A 20,988-nucleotide genomic window follows, 5' to 3' on the forward strand; every position below is an offset into this window, starting at 1 on the left:
ACAAACCAACGCGACGGTGATTGAGGAAAAGTCTCGGAGCTCAGTTCGGGGATGGAGCTACTTCTGGTTGTTCCAGAACTTTGTGAGAGTTTCACCGAGATCCCGTGGCGACACGGGTGTGAATTCGTGTTGCTCCTGTTCAGACAAGTAATCGTTCACACTCCATCCTCCAGCGTTGTACCGGCTGTCAACCAGTAGCCGCACACCTTCTTCGTCAGATCCGCGAATCACACGCCCAATTGCTTGTCGTGCTTTTCGGATGGTCGGTGCCTTCACACCAGCGTCGAACCCATCTTTGTTGAACCGGTCGTCGTATGCAGCTTCGATTGCTTGGCGTTTCTTGTCCATTCGCGGATATGGGACACCAATGACGGCGCAACAGTGGAGTTTCTCACCGTCGTAATCGATGCCCTCGGTGACCGTCCCGAGTGTACTTGTCACGAGGATTTGGTGGTTGTCACTCTCAAAGAAGTCGTTCAGCATTGCTGTTGTCTCTTCAGCGCTACTACTTTCGTCCACGAGGACATCCTTCGTGATGCCAGGTGCGTTGCGGAGTTCCTCACCTGCCCATACGGCTTCAGTATACGATGGGAGGCACAGTAGCGTATTCCCGTGACTGGCGCCGATGTCGATGATTGCATCGCGGTACGTTTCGCGTGTGCTCGTCATCGTGTCCCGATCATGGGTTGGCGGGCCGTAGTGATTATCTGCTGTCCGGTTATCGTATGTGAACGGTTCCGCCGTAACGACGTGACTTGCGCGATTCGACTCATCGAACATTAGCCCATACTGCACGGTGTCTACCGGGCGTCCTTCCGTGTTCTTGGTTTTGTTCCCAATCGGGATTTCACCATCTTTGACAGCGCTCAGTCCGGATGCCGCCTCAAACAGGTCGAATGGTTGGAGTGTAGCGCTCATGAGGATCCCACCGCCAAGCTCGTCGAAGTACTCTGCAAGTTTGTCACTCGGGATGCAATTATACAAGTACAGATTAGCGTTGAACACCTTCGTCCACGGCGCACCGTTGAATCCGGGCATTGGCGCTTTCTTCGGGCTGTATTCTAACTGAAGTTCACGGAAGTATTCGATGTCAGATTCGTGCCGCCACCTGGAGACGAATTCACCGACATCCCCAATTGTGGGCGTGCGGTCAAGCAGTTCGTCCTCACTCATGTACGTCTCGAGCTCTTCGCCAAGTGCGCCGAGAGTCCGCCAAATGTCATCGTCGAACTGGTTGGTTTCATGGAATGCTTCAACGATATTGTCTGTGTCAACTTCGTCCGGTTTCTGCAACGGGATTTCCGGGTCGTACTCTTCGATGGCGTTGTCGTCCAGTGCGTCGGTTGGCCGACCGTTGTACGCGCTGTACGTCTCATCGAAGTAGTCCATCGCTTCGGATTTAATCTGGGCTTCCAGCCAGCTGAGGAATCGCTGCGCTCTCTTCACAGTGTCCACATCGAAGGTGTCATCTCCCTCTTGGATTTGCTGGTATCGGGTCGCGTGTTCCTCTCGGATTGAGCTGAGCGCCCGGTCAACAAATTCATCATCGGCAACGTTATCGTAGACATTCGCATTAAGATCGCCTTCCAAGATTTCAATGACTTTCCCGAGATCGTTTACAGCGCGGCGGACGTCGTAGATGCTCAGTGAGTCAGACAAGGAATCTCTGAGGCGTTCCTCGAGCATATGTGCCTCGTCAACGACGGCAAGAGTATCGTCCCCGATGATTTCCTCAGCAAGCATTCGTGTATCTTCATCGAACAAGTGGTAGTAATTCCCGATGACGACTGTCGCTTGCTCAAGGAGGTCGCTGAGACATGCGTGGGGGCAGACACCCTGCTCGACGCCAGTGGTGATGAGGGCTTCTCCGTCAAGCACATAGTTGTCCCCATCGCGGAATTGGATGGGGAGTTCATCTGCGGCAAAGTACTTCGCGTAGAACGGGTCTACGTAGCCCTGATAGTCAGTGGGGACGGGTTGCCCGTTGATCCCGGACCGGTCACGGACGAAATCCCGCGCAGTTGGTGTTTCTTCGGGGTACGGCGCAACTGATCCGGCTGTCTCAAGTCGTTCTCCGTTGATGTTCGCGGCGATTTGCACGACTGCTTCGGCGCGGTGTTCGTCGTACCAGGCGTCCCCGTCTTCGTCGTCCGGGGTAGGGCCGTCACTTCGGCTTTCCGCAGGCGGGTCTATGGTGGTCCGACTCCAGTCCAACGGGAAGTTACTACCGCGCTTAATGATGTTCGCGGTGTTTTCGCGGATGTCTTCAGAAGCTTCATGCGTGGATTTGGAGCCATCGTCGAGTGACTCGTTCGTGGAGTCTGCGGTGTCGCCGGTGTCGTTGTCACCGTAAGGCCCGCAGTTCTCTCGGGCGTACGGGACAAGATCTGATTTCCCTCGAAGCACGACGCCGCCGACAGGGTTGTCCATTGTGGGAGTGTTGTCGTAGTTCGCGTTGATTGTTCGGAGATCAGCAACGAATTGTTTGAGTTGTTGTTTGACGCTTGTCACTGCGAAGACTGTAGAATAGACGGGTAAGTCCCCTGTCTGAGAGTTAATATAGTGCGGGTCAAATACTGCGTGCAGGCCACTTGTGAGTCCGATCATTGTTTTCCCAGTGCCACATGCACCTTCTGCAAGCAAGTACCCATCATTAGCAAGGATTTCTGTCGCGGTTTGAATCCCGTCTACTTGCTGTGGGTATGGTTCATCGAATGGGAAGAACCGACCCCATTTGTGCGCAGTGAGCTCTGTGTCAACGTCGAAGTCCGAACTCGGAGTGTTTTCGTCAGTGTCACTGGAATTGTGGATAGCGATAGACTGGTCACCGGTGGCGATTGCTTCTGCTTCGGCTGCGCGAGCATCACGGCCGTCGCGGCCTCCGTCGTCTGAACTCATGGCATCACCTTCAGATCGGTTGCTGAATGGCCTGAGACGGTTACCTGTACAGCGGTTGAGGCATGTTGATGCATGCTCACAGGTAGGGAGGTGATCCGGGTAAAAGTTCGCGTTTCACGGCACTACCAGAGTACCGAAAATCGCCTGCAAAAGAGAGGATTAAGAGTTGTGACTGGTGCGGTTCTCCGTTTTGTTGAATGGCGGTTCGACTGAGACCGGCTCGAAGCGGTCTGGCGCAAACCCTTCATCACGGAGTAGTTCCTGCACAGATTCCGGCAGTGACTCAGTAGTATCGCTGATTTGGGGCGCAAGCCACCCAGAGCAGGTATGTGCTGTCCCACACTCTTCACCCGTTCGTTGCCCAACTACGTTATGTAGGAGTTCATGCGTCAAGACTGTGGATGCTGTCCCGTCTTGCCCGTTTTTGATCACAGTGAAATAGCCTGGTGTGGCGCCTTTCCCAAGAACGGTAGTTGTGAAGCTCCCATTCCAAGGTTGTGACGCACCGTAATTTCTCGTCTCAGGCGTCGAGTTACGAGCGGATAGACCGGTGGTCTTTGCGGTGTTCAGCGGGTCAAGCATATTTGCAGTTGAGTCAGCAAACTCTGTGACAACGACAGAATGATAGATTGGGAGCTCTGTTTCTGCTGCCGATAGCTTTCTGATTTTCCTGTGGTACTCTTCTGCGGGGAGTCCTGCCTCCATATCGAGAGATTCCGACTGCACGAAATGCACGCGAATTCCAGACTTGTAGTTCGGATTGATGACTTGCATGTCTCGGAAATTCTCACGAACCTGTTCTTTGACAGTCGGCGAGAGAGAGTGCCCCTCTGTCGTGTAGACGGTGACATAGATATCCATCTGTCGCGGGTTTGCATCAGGGAGAGGAAGGCCACCCGGTGTTTCACCTGCTTTCTCCCACCCATCAGCAAGGTTGTCACCGTCCGTATCTGGATTCGTTACGTTTGTGAGATCCTGGAGTTCTTGTGCATCCGCTACCCCGTCACTGTCGGTATCTGCCTTCGCTGGGTTTGTCCCCTGCTCAAGTTCTTCACTATCAAGCAACCCGTCACCGTCAGTATCTGCCTTCGCTGGATCCATTCCTAATTCTACTTCTCGCCCATCATTCACGCCATCGTAGTCAGTATCTGCAATCAGTGGATCCGCGTCAAATTCGACTTCACGCCCGTCACTAAGCCCGTCGTCATCGGTGTCTTTTGTCAGCGGGTCAGAACCGACTTCAACCTCTTTCCCGTCGTTAAGCCCGTCGTTATCTGTGTCCGCCTCAGTGGGATCTGTTTCAAGTTGTCGTTCTTTCTTGTCGTCTAGTCCATCTCCGTCTGTGTCGGCCTTCGTTGGAGATGTGTTGAGTCGGAGTTCGACCCCGTCGTTGAGCCCATCATTGTCTGAATCTGCCTCAGTAGGGTCTATGTCACGTTGATACTCTGTTTGATCGTTCACTCCATCATCATCTGTGTCAGCAGTTGTCGGGTCAGTCCCGAGTTCAGCTTCGGTTCCGTCTTTGAGACCGTCATCATCAGTGTCCGGGTCTGTTGGATCTGTTCCTGATTGGAGTTCAACGCCGTCACCAAGTCCGTCGTTGTCGGTGTCTCCATCAAGTGGATCAGTCCCGCTAAGAATTTCATTGAACGGGGCGACACCATCACCGTCGACGTCGAGAACGGGAACAAAAATCGTTCCGAAGATGCACACGACTATTGCAATAGCTGCGAACTTCTGTTTCCGTTTCATTGGCTTCACCGGTTGGTATGTGTTGAAGCAATAAGTTTCATTGGCTGACTGGCCTGTGGGTTAAACTACTAAATAGTACGCCCGCTCAGATTTCACACCTCGTCTTGTTGTTCCTGGTGCCCCAAGAACTTCAGGTCTGCATCGAATTTCCGACTCCGATAATTGAAGAACACCGACTTCCCGCAGTTTGGGCATTCTTTCTGCCTCGAAATTTGGTCGTATTGCAGGCACGCTTTCCGTGAAAGCGTTTCAACTTCTTTGTGTCCAGTTTGTGCGATGCGTGATACTGATCGGAGAATCAGATGGTTTTCCGGATCAGTTGTTTCTCGACGATTGAACGTATTGTGTTCACCGAAATTATATCCGCAGTGGATGCATGTCACAACCGGTGTTTTCCCCGGTCCGTACAGTGCATCGTCTTCTCCTAATACCTCGTAATTTGCCGTGTAAACCCGGAGATGATGGCCGTTCTGGCATGTTGCTTCGAGGCGTTTTTGTTCTTTTTGATCTATGAAATTCCGAACGCCATACACACGATCGGGATCTGGTTCTAGATAGTCCCACTTTCTTTCCGGGTCACTACTGTATCCTTCAACTCGGAATATCGCCCATGAATCAGGTATCTCTATTCGGGTTTGACTCCCCGAACACAACGGGCAGCGCACATTGTAAATATGCATATTGACGATTCACCACTGTGATTTGGTTACTTGGATATACGAAAGGTATAGTTAAATATGTCAGCCTACCCCAAAGCACCACTCCTACCTGAGGCGAGTTTCACCGGATTGTGAGCTCGACTGCGTCACCGTGTTCTAAGTCGTCACCAACGGCATCTGCATCAACTCGCAGGAGAGTCACATCACTCCCAACGTCCACGACCTGACCGGTCACGTCATCACCACTTACCGCCTGTTCAACCGCAGCAAGCCGTTCCTCGATGTCACCCAACACTTCTTGTGACGCGGTGCCTTCTTCGCTCACTTCAGAATTGTCCACATGAGTAGTCACAGCAGTGTCATTCTGTTCTTCGTTCTCATCTTTCTGGTTTGGTGGTGTTGAAGGCGACTCAATCCCCGGGTCCGGCTGCGGCTCAGCATTCACCTGCTCGTGCGCCACACCCCCGCTGCCATCCGTTGCGTGCGCTTTCTCCTTTTTGCTACTGCTCCGCGCACCACTCCCCGGGGTTGCTACACTCTTGTCGTTGGGATTGGTCACGACCATCGTTTGGTCTTTGAGTCGCTGAATGGACACGCCTTCATTGTACAACACGGGGATTTCGCCGTCTGGGCAGTCTTCAGCTGCGTCTGTCTCGACGTCACGAGGGTCTACGCGCCGGACGGAATCGAACGTCGCAATTTGCTCATCACCGAACGTGTCCTCAAACGTCGGCTGTTGGTCGTTTTCAGTGCGAATCTGCCGTTCGACACTCTCAGTGACCCACGTTGGTGGATGCCAGCGCCCGGTGTGATACAGTAAATAATCTTCTGCTGCGTGTTCAACAGTCCAAAGAAAGCTTGCAGGATATTTGTCTTTGAACGTGCCGTAATTTCCGTGTTGAACAATCACTTCCATCGGCGCAACGGTGTTGATGAAGTCGTCAATTGCTTCTTCTCTCGGATGAACTTCGTACTCATATGCGGCGATCGTACAGGCAGCGCTTGACACAGGCTCACCGGATGTCAGTACTTGAATGAACGTCGCATTCCCGTCATCTTTAATCGCGTCGAACAGTACCTTCGCCCCGCCGCCAATTGGTTCTTCAGGCCCTGTGATTGTAATCGTCCCAGGTTCGATGACATCATCGGGGTCATCATACACAGGTGTCGCAGTGACATGTTGAAGATCGTAATCTAGGTCCTTGTAGATTTTCGCGGTAAGGCCGGTGACACGAATCTGGATAGTATCTTCAAAGTAGTCTATGAGGTGGTTCACTAGGTATGCGATATGCACACCACTTAGCGCTGTTGCGGCGCCAACAACACGTTGCCCAGCGGTTGCTGCTTCGTATAGTGCGCCAATAGCATCTGTGAGCTCTGTGTTGACGCCATTTTCAGTGACAATGTCTTCAGAAGCAGTTGGTGAGTTGAGAAACACTGCGTCAATATCAATGGGTGGTGGTGTGAGACCGCGATAGCCTGCGACGTTTGAGAACGTGAAATCACCGGTCACAAGGATATGTTTTGTTTCACCACTGTCGGAAAACCGGATGATGAATCCGCACGCACCGGGCGTATGCCCTACAGGCAATGGGTGTATTTCGACATTGGGAAAGATTTGTTGCCAGTCTGTGATTGGATTCAGATGGTCTACAACAGTTTCAGATTCCCATGAGTTGTCTTCATGGAGTTCTGGGTATGTTGCTATTGATTCTGGAGTTTCAGATGTCCCATAGTTTTTCGCGCCTTCGTCAAGGATATTTTCGAGAATAGCCGCAGTTCCCTCTGACGTGTAAATAGGCACATTCGCCTCTGCGACTTCTGATAAGGATTTGATGTGGTCAAGATGTGCGTGCGTGACAAGCACACCAATAAGCCGTTCATCGTCGTCAAGGAGGAATTCTGGATCGACGTTTTTCCCTGCATCGACGAGAAGACACGCTGTAGTGTCTTCTATGTCGTCGTGAAATTTGATGAGATATGATTCGTCGCCGTACTTCGGGTTCGCATTTTCGAATGACACGTTCATAGTTTATCACGGTAATTTACCGGGTCTGAACGGGATTTCGGCTATTCAGGCCCGTGTTTGAACTATGCGCTAGGGCTTGTTAAACATTGCAGAAATCTTGACAGGGACACATTCAGCGATCGTGCTGGAGTACGAGAACCCCGACCAGAGAGGATATCAGGAGAAATGCGAGGAGTGCTTGGTTTGGAATTGATAACCAGAGAATTCGTATGTTTACTGTCGAGCATGCAAGAGAACCACAACTTGCGCTTGGAGCAAGCTGAATGTACGAATGATACGCGGCGATTGCTGCTCCTGGAAGAGTATAAGCTAAGATCAGCGGTGCGAGTTCTCGAGAGCGCATATAGGCGGCGTACCCGAGTAATGGAACAAGCGGATACATGAAAATTCGCTGGAACCAACACAGCTCGCACGGGAAAAATCCGAGCACATTACTATAAGACAGACTCCCGAGAGTTGCAACTACTGCGATGCAACCTGCCACCCCGAACACAACACGACTATCAGTGACTTGCTTTCGAAGCATCATGACATAGTGGGATGGTTCATACACGCCGAAGAAATTCACCGTTGCTTCAGACTCTCAATTTGTGCACTAATCGACCGGAAATCTCTCGGGACTTGTTCCCCATTAACGGTAACCCATGGCGTGCCTTCCACCCCGTTGTTCTCGCCTTTCTGTTTATCTGTCTCAATTGTCTTCCGGTAGGCCTGATTTTGAATAGCGGGTTCCACAATACTCGATTCCGTTTTTGTCATCTTGTCCGCGATCGATTTCAGTGTCCCCACACTGTAATCAGATTGATACTCGTAGGCGTTCCTCACGAAAACCCAGAACGCTTCTCGGCCAGCTGAAGCCTGGACTTTCCGAGCTACATACGCGACATCCCACGACCACCTATTCATCGGGAGCGGGTAGTCATGGTGAACGTACTTGATACTCCCATCTTTGATGTACTCTTGGTAAAGCCGAGGAAGAACCTTCAAATTAAATGCGCGACAGTGAGAACACGAGTAATCTTCCCAGACTTCAACAACAACATCACCCTGTTCATCGCCAAGATACGGGTTAGAAAGATCCTCATAAGATTTCCCGCCACTCCCTGTCCCAGGGAGGTTTGAGCATCCAGCAAGGGCAGTGGCTGCTGTCATTCCGCCGGCTTTCAAAACCTGGCGACGAGACATAGTTGTGTCGGTCAAACGCATTCTATATCACTCCGTAAGTGTGATTCACAATAAAAAGTTAGCGTGCATCCGCCGCTGGTTTTCCTTCCCAACCGGTAGTTGTCGCGTATGCCGACCGGTCCAGTGTTGCGGTCACTAATCCGACGAAGGCTGGGCTCGGCGACAATGGTCGAGAGTTGTACTCGGGATGGAACTGCGTCCCAAAGAAAAACGGGTGCTTAGCGTACTCGACGAGTTCCATCCGATTGTTCATCTCTCCAGAAAACGTGAGTTGGCCTGCCTCAAGACGATCAATGTAGTCCGGATTCACTTCGAACCGGTGTCGGTGCCGACCCTCGCACGTATCACCAGTGTACAGTGTGTCTGCGAGAGAGTCAGATTCAATTGCAGCTGTGTATGCGCCAAGTCGCATTGTCCCACCGAGATTCTCCACATCGTACTGTTCCGGCATGATGTCAATGACTGGGTGTGGCGTGTCCTCGTCGAATTCTGTGGAATGCGCCGCAGTCAACCCGAGCACGTTCTGCGCGTATTCAATGACGGCGACTTGGAAGCCAAGACACAACCCGAGGTAGGGGACATCGTTTTCTCGGGCGTACTGTGCGGCGCGAATCTTCCCGCCGACGCCGCGTTCGCCAAATCCGCCAGGGACAATAATCCCGTCAACGCCAGTGAGTGACTGGACAGAATCAGTGATGTCCTCTGCGTGCACCCATCGCGTCTCCACGCTCGTGTTAAGCTCCATCCCTGCATGCCTGAGGGCTTCGTACACCGACATGTACGCATCATCCATTCCGTACTTTCCAACAAGCGCGATCTCCACACTGTCAGTGCGCTCAGCAGTCACACGGTCACGCCACCTGTAATCCCGGTCATCCTCTGGGTACGCGTCGTCTGCAATCCCCAGTTGTTCCATCACGTATTCACCGAACCCTTCCGCCTCGAGGACTTCCGGGACTTCGTAAATCTCATCGACATCTGGGTTGGAGATCACAGCGTCAGTTGGTACATCGCAGAACAACGCGATTTTCTCACGCGGCTTTTCTTCGAGTTGATCTTCGCACCGCCCAACAATGATGTCTGGTTGCAGGCCGATGCTTCGAACTTCCTTCACGCTGTGCTGCGTGGGTTTCGTTTTCTGCTCGCCAGCCTCCGAATACGGAAGCAATGTGACGTGCGTGAGCAGGAAATCATCGCTCGCCTCTTCAGTTTGGAACTGGCGGAGAGCTTCAAGAAACGGCATCCCTTCAATGTCACCGACTGTCCCACCAACCTCTATAATGCACACGTCGTGACCTTCTGCGACTTCACGAATGCGTTTCTTGATGTTATCTGTGATGTGCGGGATGATCTGCACAGTCTTCCCGAGATACTCACCACTCCGTTCTTTTTCGATGACGTCCTGGTAGACTTTCCCTGTCGTAATATTGTTCGCTGCGGTCATCTCAACGTCTAGGAACCGCTCGTAATTCCCAAGATCAAGATCAACTTCTGCGCCGTCGTCCAGTACGTACACTTCGCCGTGCTGGAAGGGATTCATTGTCCCGGCGTCTACGTTCAAGTACGGGTCAATTTTCACTGCCGTCACGTCGAACCCGGCATTTTCGAGGAGACGCCCAAGACTCGCTGCGGTAATGCCTTTCCCAAGTCCGCTCATGACACCACCAGTAACGAATACGAATTTGTCACCGAGTGTTTCGTCGTACTCGGGACTGCTCTCTGTCGGCATATCACATCTCGTGTTCCTAAGCCCTTAGTGATTTGGAGTGGTTCAGTGACAAGCCCCGCGCTACCGTGCGCAAGGCAGGTGACGGTTGTCACATATCGTGTTCAGACATATCGTGTTCAGAAAATTAGGAGGTACGCAGCTGTACTCACCACGGCAGGAAGCACGCCGAACACGCCACCCCCAATGGCAATGAGTTGCCATCGGTCAGCATGAATCACTGATAACCCAACGGTGAACAGAACCCCGACCACGGGAAGTAATCCGCCGACACCCCCTACCATGAGATACGCTACAACGTAGATGGAAGTGACAAAAACCACGTGAACGCTGACGAACCCAAGAATAAGGAATTTCTCGAAGCCCGAAAGTTCGCTCGGGGTTAGGTCAGTGGCTTCCAACGACCGTACAAGAGAGTCAGACCGCTCAGTAGTGTCCTCTGACATTACCTGTACTTGTGTGTCGTACCTATCGTGGTTTATACGTTAGTATGAGCGGCGAAACGTTACAGGATATTCATCTCGGCGAGTCGTTCTGGGAGGTACGTCTCGGTGACGAAGTCTAACCCGTGCGAGGCAAGTGATTGCTGTTCACTCTTTTTCTCGATGTCTAGTTGGAGTTCGATTTGTTCGCGCCAGAAGTCCGTGTCGAATCGCGGGTCTTCTAATTCGGACTCGAGGGCGTTGATGTCGTTTTCGCTGAGTGGATCTGTCGGGAGCTCGTATTCAACGATGTCTTTTGGGCGTACACCGATGAATTGGGCTTCCGGCGTCGCTAGGTACCGTGATAGGTGCGCGGATTTGATGCTGCCGTATGCGACACTCGCAAAGATGCGATATGACCACGGGTCACCGTCTGCGAACACAGTGATCGGGAGGCCGAGTTCATCATGTAGGCGTTTTGTGAGACGGCGCGTTGCACGTGCTGGTTGGCCCTTCAGATGGACGACAATGCAGTTGTAGTCGTCGTCGAACCCGTTTTCGATGAGTCGGTCGCGCATCCCACCGGTCTCCACAGCGAGCACGAAATCAGCGTTGTGATCGAGAAATTCGATTTGGTCAGGGTCGTTCGGGATTTGGTAGCCGCCCTCACCAACGTCTTTCTGGCAGTGAATCTCGCGTTCACCACGTCGAGTTTGTTCGCGGATTTTCAGTGGCCCCATCACGGTTGCGCCGGATTCCTCTGGGCGCATATGGAATTCCTCACGCCGCACTCCCGTGACGATTTCAAGGTCTTCGATGAGGTTGTCTGATTCGCTCTGTTTGTTGAATTGTGCGTTTTCAGAGTCCCAACTTTCGCTGAGATAGTAGAGTTCTCGCAGCGTCGAAGACCGGTCTTCTTCTAGCTGCTGGACGAGGAATTCTATGGTGTACATTGCTTTCAGTAGTTTCCGCGCACCACTTGGATTGTTCGCGGTGCGCGTCGACGTGCGGTTCCCGTACACCCACACGTCGTCTTCCTCGTCGTATTCGATGTTTTTCTTGGTGCGCGTTGGGACATTGATGTGTGGGATGTCCCCTGTTTCGAGTTGCTCAGTCAGCTGGACGGCAAGACGCCGGAGTCGGTCTTCTGGCGGGGCAGTTTCGCCAAGGGAAGCGAGAGTCGTGTCAGTCTCGGACTCTGTGCTCATAGTGGTGTGTCCTGTGTATGAGTGGTTTCGTTAAAAGCAGCCGGGATTCACACTACCGGAATCACTCACTGTCGATGTTTTTATCCCTTGGCGTATTACTTCTTCCGTAATATTTCTCCGGGGTGGGATGTCTTCTTCCGCGTTTGCTTTTGATGACGCACGGAACAACCCCCAATCTTTAAGTACTTCGGTACTATATGCAGAGATGAGTAGGTCCGCCCCAGCGAGGCGGCGCTCAAAACACATCCATGATGGCTGCTCGCCGCACCATACCCGCGACCGCGCCCACCCTCACCGTGAGAGCGGCAGGTGCGTGCGGCCACCACCGACGCGGCGACCAGCCAGAATGTGGACACCAAGTCCACACCGACTCCATGGGTGCCACCGATGTGTTCCAATTCCCAGTTCAAGAAGGGGAACACGATATTCAGGCACCCGATTTCCAAGTCGGTGCCTAACTCGGCCCGGACAAGGCACCTCCCAAACGGGACTACCCCTTCGGGGGCGCCAAACCCGGGCGACGCCGCGCGCACCTCGCTGAGGCAACACGCGCTTTCCTCGCCGTGGTGCTTCACATACCGCACCTAACCCCAGTGAGAGCTGGTGCAGGCTGCGAGGCGCGGCATGGTTCTGACGTACGCCGTGAACCTCGGCGTACCTGGCACGACACAACACGGGAGCAGTAGCTGTGCGGCTACCCAGCAAAGTCCCATAGGGTAGCACGGCCAATCCTACGGCCCTCTGGCGGCCGCGACCGCGGTTCGAATCCGCGTGGGACTACTTTACCGTGCAGCGTCCCTGCTCCTCGATGATCCTGCTTGCCCGGCTAGTGTAGTCCGGACCATCATCGACCCCTGTCACGGGTCGGACCTGGGTTCGAATCCCAGGCCGGGCGCTCACCCAAGCGAACACCGCAGGATCACACACTCACTTCAGAATGGTGACGTTCTGTGGTCGTGTGGAAACTGCGGTGCGGGATCAACCCCGAAGCGGGTACACAGCCACCGACAAGCCCCACTATTACTGGTGGGTTGTCGAGTGGTCAAGCGCCACAGCGTGTGCTGAAACCCGCATGAAGAATTGCCGTGGGCTGATCCCAGAGCACACACTGACGAACACACTGCGGGTGCTGAGTCGGTGTCTGCTCAAAGCACGCCCCTAATTTAGTCACGCATACAGTATCACGCGCTCGTGCAGTGTATCGAGTGCGTTGCACGTGGAAGGCTGACCCACCGACCGTCGTAGTGACGGCCCGGAGGAAAATCCCCGCACCCCCACAGTTGGACATATGGGATCCGTCGAAAGGGCGGATCGTGCAAGCGAATCCCTCTACCAACGCCAAACTGGCGGCCTCACCCACTTGCGGTGAGGCAGAAACAACACGTCCACTCGACAGCGATGACATCCGTGCGGAGGCACGACGCGGAGGCCGCGGCCGGACGTCGCGCGCTCTCAAAGTCGTGCTGCGGTAACCACGCGAGCAATGACCGAGTGGGAGCGATGAAATGGTACGGTCCCGGTGCAAGCCTGGAATGGTGCTTAGCCGAATGTCAGCTACCACTGCTGGTAACGCAGCGGTGGGAAACAGAACGGGGTTCATTCTTCACGACCGCAGCGTACTCGGGGAAACACTGCCCGCAGTGATACTGTGCACTCCCCTGGTGTAGTGGCCAATCATGCCGCCTTTTGGGGGCGGAGACGATGGGTTCGAATCCCTCGGGGAGTATCAGCGGTGTTACGGTATTTGAGGAGCCTCAACACCAAATAACTCTTTGAAGCGGGATAGGAGAGTTTGGAGTCTCCACCGGGCTCATGACCCGTGAGACCGCAGGTTCAAATCGCGGCTCCCCCATCACATAGTGCGTGTGATCTGTCGCGCTCTGGGGGTTCCATCTTCGGGGAATCCGAGATGATGCTTGATGTATTGTGTCCGTCGTGGGGTAGACGTGGCCCGGCCAACGGGGCTTACGTATTTACTTCGACCGCGGGTAGGTTCCCATAACGCATGGTGAGATTACTCTCTGCTTTCCGAGGATGGGTGTCGGCATCTTACATGATGGCCGGTATTGGTGTGCTGTTTGTCTCTGGAGTTCTTTGGGGTAGTGGTATCACTACGGTGTATGTGCGCGACTTGGGTTTCATCATCGGATTTTCGGTTATCGCATATGGGATTGGTATCCGAGATGGGATTGAACGCGTACAGAATGCAGCTGAGGATGACAAACCGGTTGATGCTGACCCTGATTTTTCGTTTCCCTCACGAGAGGAACCGTTGAAACTGCGGCATTTCGGTGTCTTTGCCATGATGGGTGGGTTCCTCATGTGGGCTGTTATGAAGGATGCCGCTCCGGCGCGAGCGCTGTTTTGGATTGGTGCGTTCCTACTGTACGGCGGAACAACGGTCGGGTTCGATCTTGGGATTAAGCGCGCTCAAGATCACGAAGAGGCCAACGAATAATGCTCTGTTTTCTCGGTGTTCGCACGTAGTGCTCCCGTAGTGTAGCTTGGTCAAACACACGACCCTCTCGAGGTCGCACCCCGCGTTCAAATCGCGGCGGGAGTAATAATCTTGGAAATCGCGTGAAAGAACGGTGAATGTTTGTTGGCGCGTAGTTCAGCTTGGTAGAATGCCCCGCTCACATCGGGGTTGTCCCCGGTTCGAATCCGGGCGCGCCAATCTGCGGGTGTGTGGTCTAGTCTGGTTGTGATGCGCCCTTGACATGGGCGAATACCGAGGTTCGATTCCTCGCACACCCATCAAGGAATGCTGTGTGCTCCTCTGGGGTAGTTCGGCCAATCCTTCAGGCCTTTCGAGCCTTGAGACCTCGGTTCAAATCCGGGGAGGAGCATCCCCTGATAACGCGGTGTATGCAACGAACCGCGAGGAAGGGCGGGTATGGTTCCAACCCGAAAGATGGGCCATCGTGCGAGACTGACAGGAGCCGAAAGACTCGGCATAACCCTGGGTTAAGGTTTGAGTCCGGTCTCGCGGGCGTGCGAACCCCGAGTAGTGCGCCGCCCATCTGTGTGCCTCGTTGGTCCAATGGCGACGATGCCAGCCTGTCACGCTGGAGATCCGCGTTCAATTCGCGGGCGAGGCGTTTCCGGGCGAATCCCCCCGGATTCCTTGGTAGTACCCGGAATCCCTGCTAGTTAAGGCCGGGAAACACATCGATAGAGGTGTGCCAGAAAGCACTCACCAACCCCGGGAAAGTGACGAACAGGCGTTTCCAGCTGTGAATTCTCTCCCGGAGAATTGGCGCGTTGAACAGTCGGAAACAACTGCTGAGGGAACACGTCATTTCATGCTCTCCGGCGAATTCAGCAAATCTCACACGTCGATCACCAAGACAATCATCGTACATCACCCGCCCAACGAAGAGGAGTGGGAAGCTACGCGACTCACGCACCGTGGGCAAGACGATGAACTCGTTGCAACTGGCGCGCTTGAGACGGTTGCTGACGCTGCCGTAGAAGCAGCATGCGACGTCAACAATGACTACTTGAGCGTTGACATGATCACACTCCCCGGCAAGTAACAGTTTTGGATACGCTGAGAACGCTAGGATTTGTTTGTGGGCCCGTAGCTCAGCGGCAGAGCACCGCCTTTGCAAGGCGGGGCCCCCGGTTCGACCCCGGGCGGGTCCATTTGCTGCGGTCACGCCGCGGTAAACTTCTCCTGATAGAGGCTCAATACCTGTTGGTTACTGTGCACACGTCGTTTCTCGACGAGTGTCTGTTGGATGCCATACCGGTATTGCTCAGCGAGCTGGCGTTGCAACCCGCCAGTTGACGTGATCGTTTCGACTGCATCGGTCGGGATGTCAAACACGAAGGCTTGGCATGTCTGTAACGTTTCACTCATAAATTCACCGCGAGCGTGGTCTTGCGGGTTCATCGACGGTTTCGTGACAAAGTTTGGCTTCAGTAATAAGGCTCGATATGCATGTCCGTCGCGTCCTTCCACTCGCTCAACGTACCATACATTCCCGTGTTCAGCGTTAATGACGGCAGCCTTTAGATTCTCGTTCTCGTCTGTGAGCACGCGATCGCGGACGTCCTGTTTGTTCTCGATTTGCGAGTGAATGTTCGGGAGGTTCAGTTCTCGCGCGGCGCCAGCCTCAGTCATACTAGTAGAAACGCGGTTCACCGTACTAAAAACCGGGTATTCGGCGTGTTACTCTTGGACTGCTGAGAGCGGTATGTTGGTGTCCCTGTAGCTTAGTGGATTCGAAGCATCCGGCCTCTAACCGGAAGTGACCGGGGTTTCAAATCCTCGCAGGGGTGTTCGCAGTCTGCGCGTGGTTGAGGTGGTCTGGTGATCAGTCCTCAGTAATTTACCCGGTATCCGTAACTCTGTTCATGAAGACGATTTGCTCAGAGATTTACTTAGGGTGTCCAACACACCATCACATGCTTCCTCAATTGATTGGGATGCACCGTCTTTGAGTTCATTAATCGTCTCTGAGTACGGTTTGACTTCTTCAGGGTAGTAGGCCGCAACTTCACGCAGATACACGAGAGCAGCGATTTCAGGTAGCCAACGGCTCGCATCAAGAAGGTCGTCAACAACGAGAAGTGGCCGTTCAGTGTACTCCTTCCCGTACCCGACGACTGGAGTCAGTGAGAGGAGAATCCATGCACGGGTATCAAGAGAGTCTGATTTTTCAAGTATGTCACAGAGACGACCGTAGTTGTGATAGTAGTAATCGTCGGGCAGGGAATCTCTACTACGGGCTAACGCTTCAGCGGTGATTTCTCGTATATTCGAACCGGATTCTAATGCGCTTACAATCGGGTTAAAAATATCATCAAGAACGGCAGGTTCAGATTGTGATATTTCTCGAACTGCTTTTGCTGCGATGCGTTGTGTGTCTCCCTCTGAACTTAGTAACGCAATCGCAATTTCGTCAATCGAGTCACGTGCTGCTGTTGGATTCTCACAAACCAATTCGTACAATTCTACAACACGGTCTGAATCTGGTGTTGCATTAGGCTCATCATCCTGCATAGTAATTACTTGTCTGCCTCCCTACTTTATGCCTCCGAATACCATACTCGAACTTCGCTAACACCCATCGGTAATCTGCAAGTAATCCGTAACTATCCCGCGGGCATGCCACGCCCGCAACGCGGGTTCGAATCCTGGTGGCCGCATTTCTGTGTTGCACTGTGGGGTGTTCTCACTCATTGGGATTCGTATCTTACTTTTTTATGTGTTGTTCCATTACAAGTTAGTTGCACGCGGTTGAGCGTGCCGTAGGGGCGTTTCTCTTGGTCGGGTAACGCTCCTCGTTCGCGGCGAGGGACGCTGAAGCCTGTGCAGTCCGTCTCCTATCTACCCTCCCGTTCACTCATGCCCAGCAGTCACTCTTGCTTAGCGCAGAGTTCTGCGTGAGTGGTCATACTTGAGATAATCATACTTTGACTAATTCGCTTTATTGTTGAACCGGTCGGCGAAATAGTAATTGAGAATTGTCCCGAACAAGAAAACAGATGCACTCCAAAAAGTGAGATACCCGGTGAGCGTGGCGAGTATTCCGCTGATGAAACTGAGTGCACTACTCACATAGAACGCAGTTCCCGATTTCATGGTTTCTTGTTCCTTTCATGGGTTTTGTGTGTTGCGGTGTGAAATTTCGTCAGATGTGGTGCGTGGTCAGGTGACAGAGTTTCGGTTAAACGTGCCCGATTGCAGATCGGGTTTTCCGCCGGTTCAAATCCGGCCCTGACCTTCCCTCACGGATAACTCCAATACCTTTCAAGCGGTTGGGCTGGCTTAGGCTTTTACTAAACCATTCCGAAAGTGTAGTTGTCGAATGACAATGACAGACTCTGGGTCAGTGAGCCACTCTGATCTTGATTGGTGCTATGACGCTGTTCAAGATGTTTCTCGAACGTTTGCTTTGACGATTTCCGAGCTTCACGAACCGATGTCTCGGTATATTTGTGTTGGATATCTTCTCTGCCGGGTTGCAGACACGATCGAAGATGCAACACACATCCCGCCTGAACAAAAACATGACCTCCTCACAGAATACCATGCGGTTCTCGAGGTAGAAGACGAAACAACACCAACAGACTTCTGCACTACTGTTGACGAGTGGATTCCAGACGATCCTAGCAGTGACTGGGAAGTTGTTCAACACACGCCACGAGTCGTTGAGACATTCCGTGTTCTTGAGCCAAGGGTTCAGGAAGCGATGCGTGAACCAGTGCTCGAAATGATTGACGGGATGGCGATGTTTGTATCGCGGTATGCATCTGAGGGCGGACTTCGGATTCAAACAATGACTGAGCTTGAAGACTACTGTTGGTATGTCGCTGGGACCGTGGGGTCACTCGTCACGAATTTACTTGCGCCAGCGATTTCTGACGAGCAATACGCTACCTTGTCTGAAAATGCGCGCTCGTTTGCTTTGCTCCTTCAACTCGTCAACGTTGCTAAAGATGTCCGTGATGACTATCGTGAAGAGAATAACGTGTTCATCCCGGCAGAGGTTCTGTGTCAGCATGATGTCGCGTTGAGTGATCTTTCTGATCCGGACGCCGGTGAAACGGTTGCCCCAGCAATCGAGACAATTGTTGCGCGTGCTGAGCAGTATGTTTCAGATGCAGAGCAATGGCTCACAGCATTACCTGCTGGTGTGCAAGGCACGACGGTATCGGCAGTAGCAGTCCCATACCTCCTTGCAGTAGCGACAATGCGCGAATTGAAGACCCGACCAGAAGATGTCGTCCGGACTGGTGATGTCAAGGTTGACCAAAAAGAAGTGTTCACGCTGTTGGCGCGATTCCATGCCGATGAGACAGTGTCACTCCGCGAACTCAGAGAACTCATAGAGACTCAACCACTCCACAAAGCGGATTGAAAGGCGGCGCGTGGCGTTGCTTCGCAGGGGGCGTGCCTTCTTCCAGATTTGTTCTCAGAATCCGTTACATTCACGGCGGTGTGTCGTGTACAGTCATGATACTGATGCAATGCCACTACTGCGACAGTAATGCTGACGTCTCCATTGAAAAGAACCGAATTCGAGTCGGGTTATGCGAAGAGCATCTTCAAGAACAGTTAGAAGGATTTGAAGAGGCGGATTCACTCAGTGAACTCCAACAGTACGTCGACGCATACGAAACAAAGACTTGATCGATTTCGAAGTGGCGTGGTTTCTTCTACGATGCCGAACGACTAAGGCGATGTCGTGATTTGTATTTCATATGTCGTCACGCACTGAAGAGACTGCTGAGAGTCCTACTACTGTGATTCGTCAAGCACTCCACGAGTATGAAGCTGAACTTGCGGAGTTACAATCAGAACGCGCTGCACTTGATGAGCGCATCACCGAATTAGAGGAAAAAATCGACACCCGTCGCGCAGAACTCGAAGCGCAAGGAGAAGATTCGACGACGTGGTTTGACTTCACAAGAGGGGTGAAACTACAGAAGGTCTGTGACAGTTTCGATCTCCTAGCCGAGGACGCGCCCGGGAGTGGTGTTACTCCTGATCAAGTGGTGAGCCATCTCAGCGAAACATATGGTGCGCCACGAGAAGAAGTTGAAGAAATAATCACGTCGCTGGTCGAGCAAGGCCGTATCTACGAGTCTGGAAATGACGCCTACAAAGTCCTGAGTTGACCGGTCTGATTTGGACCGGGGCACCGATTTCTCCATCCAGCATTTTCTTGTGTGTTCTGTGAGTATGTGGTGATATGAATCAAGAGTTAGAAGCATATCTGACGGATTCATATCCGACATTTTTCCACTATCGCGCCACAGATGAAACGGTTGCTGATGGGATGGACCCCGCGATAGCACATGAAATTGCTTGCGATGACGGTTGGTTCCCGCTTATTGAAGCAGTTGCTACAATCGCTAAAAAGCAGTTCAACACGCGGGGTGACCGTGAGACAATACACGCGACGCAAATCAAAGAGAAATTCGGTGCACTCCGCATCTACGTAAATCGGTCACCGGATCGCATCACAGCGGCAACTTGGATGGCGCAACGACTCTCTGAGCAGATGTGCGAGCGGTGTGGAGCTACACAAGGTACTCGGAAACAGTCAGACACCGGGTGGATGAAAACACTGTGCGAATCTTGCGGACTTGAGTGGCGCGGCGTTCCTGAAGAGGTTCCTGTGTGGCAGTTCACGTATGAATGCCACGAGTGCGGGTCTGAAACTCCAGTGCTGTACCCGGTTGGCGTTGGTGGGAAGCATGGTGGCGCGTGGGAACCGGTCGGAGAACAGCTCAAAACACTCACGGAAGGCAACATTCAGGAAGTGTTCAGTGAAGTACAACGCACAGTTGTGTACGGGAATTGTTGTGTGGAGTGTGACGCCTACCAAGGGAATTACTACGTTTACGAAGCTGCGGCTGACCGTGATCTCACGTTAGAGACGACCGCGTCTCACGATCACGATGCAACCCGCGTCACGACTGTCACCACCCGATAACACTCACTTTCCTTGCAGGTGAATCACAGTATTTCGGGCACATCTTTACCTGCGACGCTCCCGAAAGATATGCTGGATGCCCACTTCACACTCAAACACACTCATCCAACGGTTCCATTTGGGAACAGGCACGTATCGCACAATCCGAGACTTGCGCGGCGACGACTACCACGTTGAGCGTGATGGTGAAGAAATTCTTTCGGCTGACTTGGCTGAATTCACTGACGGGGAGCTCAAATTCAAACACGACGATCAGGAAGTGTTCCGCGTGGAACGCACGCCTGTTGATGACGGTGTGTCGTTCCTCGTCATTGACACTGCGACGGGCGATGAAATCGCAGCGCTAGTTAATACGGGTGGGGTGCTTGGTGGCCGATGGGAAGTTCGAGATCCAACAACAGGAACCGTCATCGTCTCGTTCAAATGTGAGGACTCGGTTGTGAACGCGGTCACGACAGTCAGCCAGCTCGGGAAACTCAAACGCCACGAGTACGCGATTGTTGATGTGCAAGATGGAGTGATCGGAGCTATCACTGCAACCGCGGAGAAACTGACGGTTACCCACGAGATAACGATTGATGCTGATGCATCGGTCACACAGGAACTGGTTTTAGCCGCAGCGACCGTGTTCGACGCTGTCCAGTCCGCGTAACATC

The 20,988-nt window shown here is 52.9% G+C and carries 16 protein-coding genes and 11 tRNA genes; 17 read left to right on the forward strand and 10 right to left on the reverse strand.

Annotated elements, in window-relative coordinates:
• Positions 1–57: 57 nt before the first annotated feature.
• The 8 genes from QYL91_RS16045 to QYL91_RS16080 all read right to left on the reverse strand — a co-directional run bounded on the left by QYL91_RS16045 (position 58) and on the right by QYL91_RS16080 (position 11,879).
• Positions 58–2,898: an ATP-dependent DNA helicase gene (locus QYL91_RS16045; RefSeq protein ID WP_302083777.1), complete on the reverse strand. Its 2,841-nt coding sequence runs from the start codon at positions 2,896–2,898 to the stop codon at positions 58–60.
• A gap of 159 nt (positions 2,899–3,057) precedes the next feature.
• On the reverse strand, positions 3,058–4,650 hold the full coding sequence (locus QYL91_RS16050; protein ID WP_302083780.1) for a hypothetical protein: 1,593 nt from the start codon (positions 4,648–4,650) through the stop codon (positions 3,058–3,060).
• Between the two features lie 780 nt (positions 4,651–5,430).
• A complete protein-coding gene (locus tag QYL91_RS16055) occupies positions 5,431–7,338 on the reverse strand; it encodes an MBL fold metallo-hydrolase (RefSeq protein ID WP_302083782.1) in 1,908 nt (635 codons plus the stop codon).
• Between the two features lie 112 nt (positions 7,339–7,450).
• Complete coding sequence (locus QYL91_RS16060; protein ID WP_369685645.1) at positions 7,451–7,867, reverse strand: disulfide bond formation protein B; 417 nt, start codon at positions 7,865–7,867, stop codon at positions 7,451–7,453.
• 35 nt (positions 7,868–7,902) lie between these two features.
• Positions 7,903–8,523 (reverse strand): thioredoxin domain-containing protein, encoded by a 621-nt coding sequence (locus tag QYL91_RS16065; protein WP_302083784.1) that lies wholly within the window; start codon positions 8,521–8,523, stop codon positions 7,903–7,905.
• A 58-nt stretch (positions 8,524–8,581) separates the two neighbouring features.
• Positions 8,582–10,252, reverse strand: coding sequence for a CTP synthase (locus QYL91_RS16070; RefSeq protein WP_302083786.1), 1,671 nt, complete (start codon positions 10,250–10,252; stop codon positions 8,582–8,584).
• 116 nt (positions 10,253–10,368) lie between these two features.
• Positions 10,369–10,695: a hypothetical protein gene (locus tag QYL91_RS16075; protein ID WP_302083789.1), complete on the reverse strand. Its 327-nt coding sequence runs from the start codon at positions 10,693–10,695 to the stop codon at positions 10,369–10,371.
• A 59-nt stretch (positions 10,696–10,754) separates the two neighbouring features.
• Entirely contained in the window at positions 10,755–11,879 is a 1,125-nt protein-coding gene (locus QYL91_RS16080) for a DNA topoisomerase IV subunit A (RefSeq protein WP_302083792.1), read from the reverse strand.
• A 705-nt stretch (positions 11,880–12,584) separates the two neighbouring features.
• On the opposite strand from QYL91_RS16080, the gene QYL91_RS16085 reads away from it, so the two are divergent.
• From QYL91_RS16085 to QYL91_RS16135, 11 genes are all read left to right on the forward strand, one after another.
• Positions 12,585–12,659, forward strand: a tRNA-Gln gene (locus tag QYL91_RS16085).
• 40 nt (positions 12,660–12,699) lie between these two features.
• A tRNA-Asp gene (locus QYL91_RS16090) sits at positions 12,700–12,774 on the forward strand.
• A gap of 757 nt (positions 12,775–13,531) precedes the next feature.
• Positions 13,532–13,605 (forward strand) — tRNA-Gln (locus tag QYL91_RS16095).
• 327 nt (positions 13,606–13,932) lie between these two features.
• The gene (locus QYL91_RS16100) at positions 13,933–14,337 is read left to right on the forward strand and encodes a hypothetical protein (protein ID WP_302083794.1); all 405 of its coding nucleotides are present in this window, start codon (positions 13,933–13,935) and stop codon (positions 14,335–14,337) included.
• A 30-nt stretch (positions 14,338–14,367) separates the two neighbouring features.
• Positions 14,368–14,442: transfer RNA gene (locus tag QYL91_RS16105), tRNA-Glu, on the forward strand.
• A gap of 40 nt (positions 14,443–14,482) precedes the next feature.
• Positions 14,483–14,556 (forward strand) — tRNA-Val (locus QYL91_RS16110).
• A gap of 5 nt (positions 14,557–14,561) precedes the next feature.
• Positions 14,562–14,636, forward strand: a tRNA-Val gene (locus QYL91_RS16115).
• Positions 14,637–14,652: 16 nt separating this feature from the next.
• A tRNA-Glu gene (locus QYL91_RS16120) sits at positions 14,653–14,728 on the forward strand.
• A gap of 180 nt (positions 14,729–14,908) precedes the next feature.
• A tRNA-Asp gene (locus tag QYL91_RS16125) sits at positions 14,909–14,980 on the forward strand.
• Between the two features lie 81 nt (positions 14,981–15,061).
• A complete protein-coding gene (locus QYL91_RS16130; RefSeq protein WP_302083797.1) occupies positions 15,062–15,418 on the forward strand; it encodes a hypothetical protein in 357 nt (118 codons plus the stop codon).
• Positions 15,419–15,456: 38 nt separating this feature from the next.
• Positions 15,457–15,527 (forward strand) — tRNA-Ala (locus QYL91_RS16135).
• A 10-nt stretch (positions 15,528–15,537) separates the two neighbouring features.
• Here the strand turns inward: QYL91_RS16135 and QYL91_RS16140 are convergent.
• A complete protein-coding gene (locus tag QYL91_RS16140) occupies positions 15,538–16,008 on the reverse strand; it encodes a hypothetical protein (protein WP_302083799.1) in 471 nt (156 codons plus the stop codon).
• A gap of 81 nt (positions 16,009–16,089) precedes the next feature.
• Here QYL91_RS16140 and QYL91_RS16145 point away from each other — a divergent pair.
• Positions 16,090–16,166: transfer RNA gene (locus QYL91_RS16145), tRNA-Arg, on the forward strand.
• 73 nt (positions 16,167–16,239) lie between these two features.
• On the opposite strand, the gene QYL91_RS16150 is transcribed toward QYL91_RS16145, so the two are convergent.
• Positions 16,240–16,890 carry a hypothetical protein gene (locus QYL91_RS16150; RefSeq protein ID WP_302083801.1) on the reverse strand — a complete coding sequence of 217 codons (651 nt, stop codon included), beginning with the start codon at positions 16,888–16,890 and terminating at the stop codon, positions 16,240–16,242.
• Positions 16,891–17,536: 646 nt separating this feature from the next.
• On the opposite strand from QYL91_RS16150, the gene QYL91_RS16155 reads away from it, so the two are divergent.
• The 5 genes from QYL91_RS16155 (at position 17,537) to QYL91_RS16170 (ending at position 20,984) form a co-directional block, all read left to right on the forward strand.
• A tRNA-Cys gene (locus QYL91_RS16155) sits at positions 17,537–17,614 on the forward strand.
• Between the two features lie 84 nt (positions 17,615–17,698).
• Complete coding sequence (locus tag QYL91_RS16160) at positions 17,699–18,751, forward strand: phytoene/squalene synthase family protein (RefSeq protein WP_302083804.1); 1,053 nt, start codon at positions 17,699–17,701, stop codon at positions 18,749–18,751.
• 104 nt (positions 18,752–18,855) lie between these two features.
• Positions 18,856–19,023 carry a DUF6757 family protein gene (locus QYL91_RS18225; protein ID WP_369685647.1) on the forward strand — a complete coding sequence of 56 codons (168 nt, stop codon included), beginning with the start codon at positions 18,856–18,858 and terminating at the stop codon, positions 19,021–19,023.
• A gap of 71 nt (positions 19,024–19,094) precedes the next feature.
• Positions 19,095–19,511: a hypothetical protein gene (locus QYL91_RS16165; protein WP_302083806.1), complete on the forward strand. Its 417-nt coding sequence runs from the start codon at positions 19,095–19,097 to the stop codon at positions 19,509–19,511.
• Positions 19,512–20,450: 939 nt separating this feature from the next.
• Positions 20,451–20,984 carry a hypothetical protein gene (locus tag QYL91_RS16170; protein ID WP_302083808.1) on the forward strand — a complete coding sequence of 178 codons (534 nt, stop codon included), beginning with the start codon at positions 20,451–20,453 and terminating at the stop codon, positions 20,982–20,984.
• Positions 20,985–20,988: the final 4 nt, after the last annotated feature.

Origin of the sequence: Salinibaculum rarum (genome assembly GCF_030505615.1) — an archaeon.
Classification (GTDB): domain Archaea; phylum Halobacteriota; class Halobacteria; order Halobacteriales; family Haloarculaceae; genus Salinibaculum; species Salinibaculum rarum.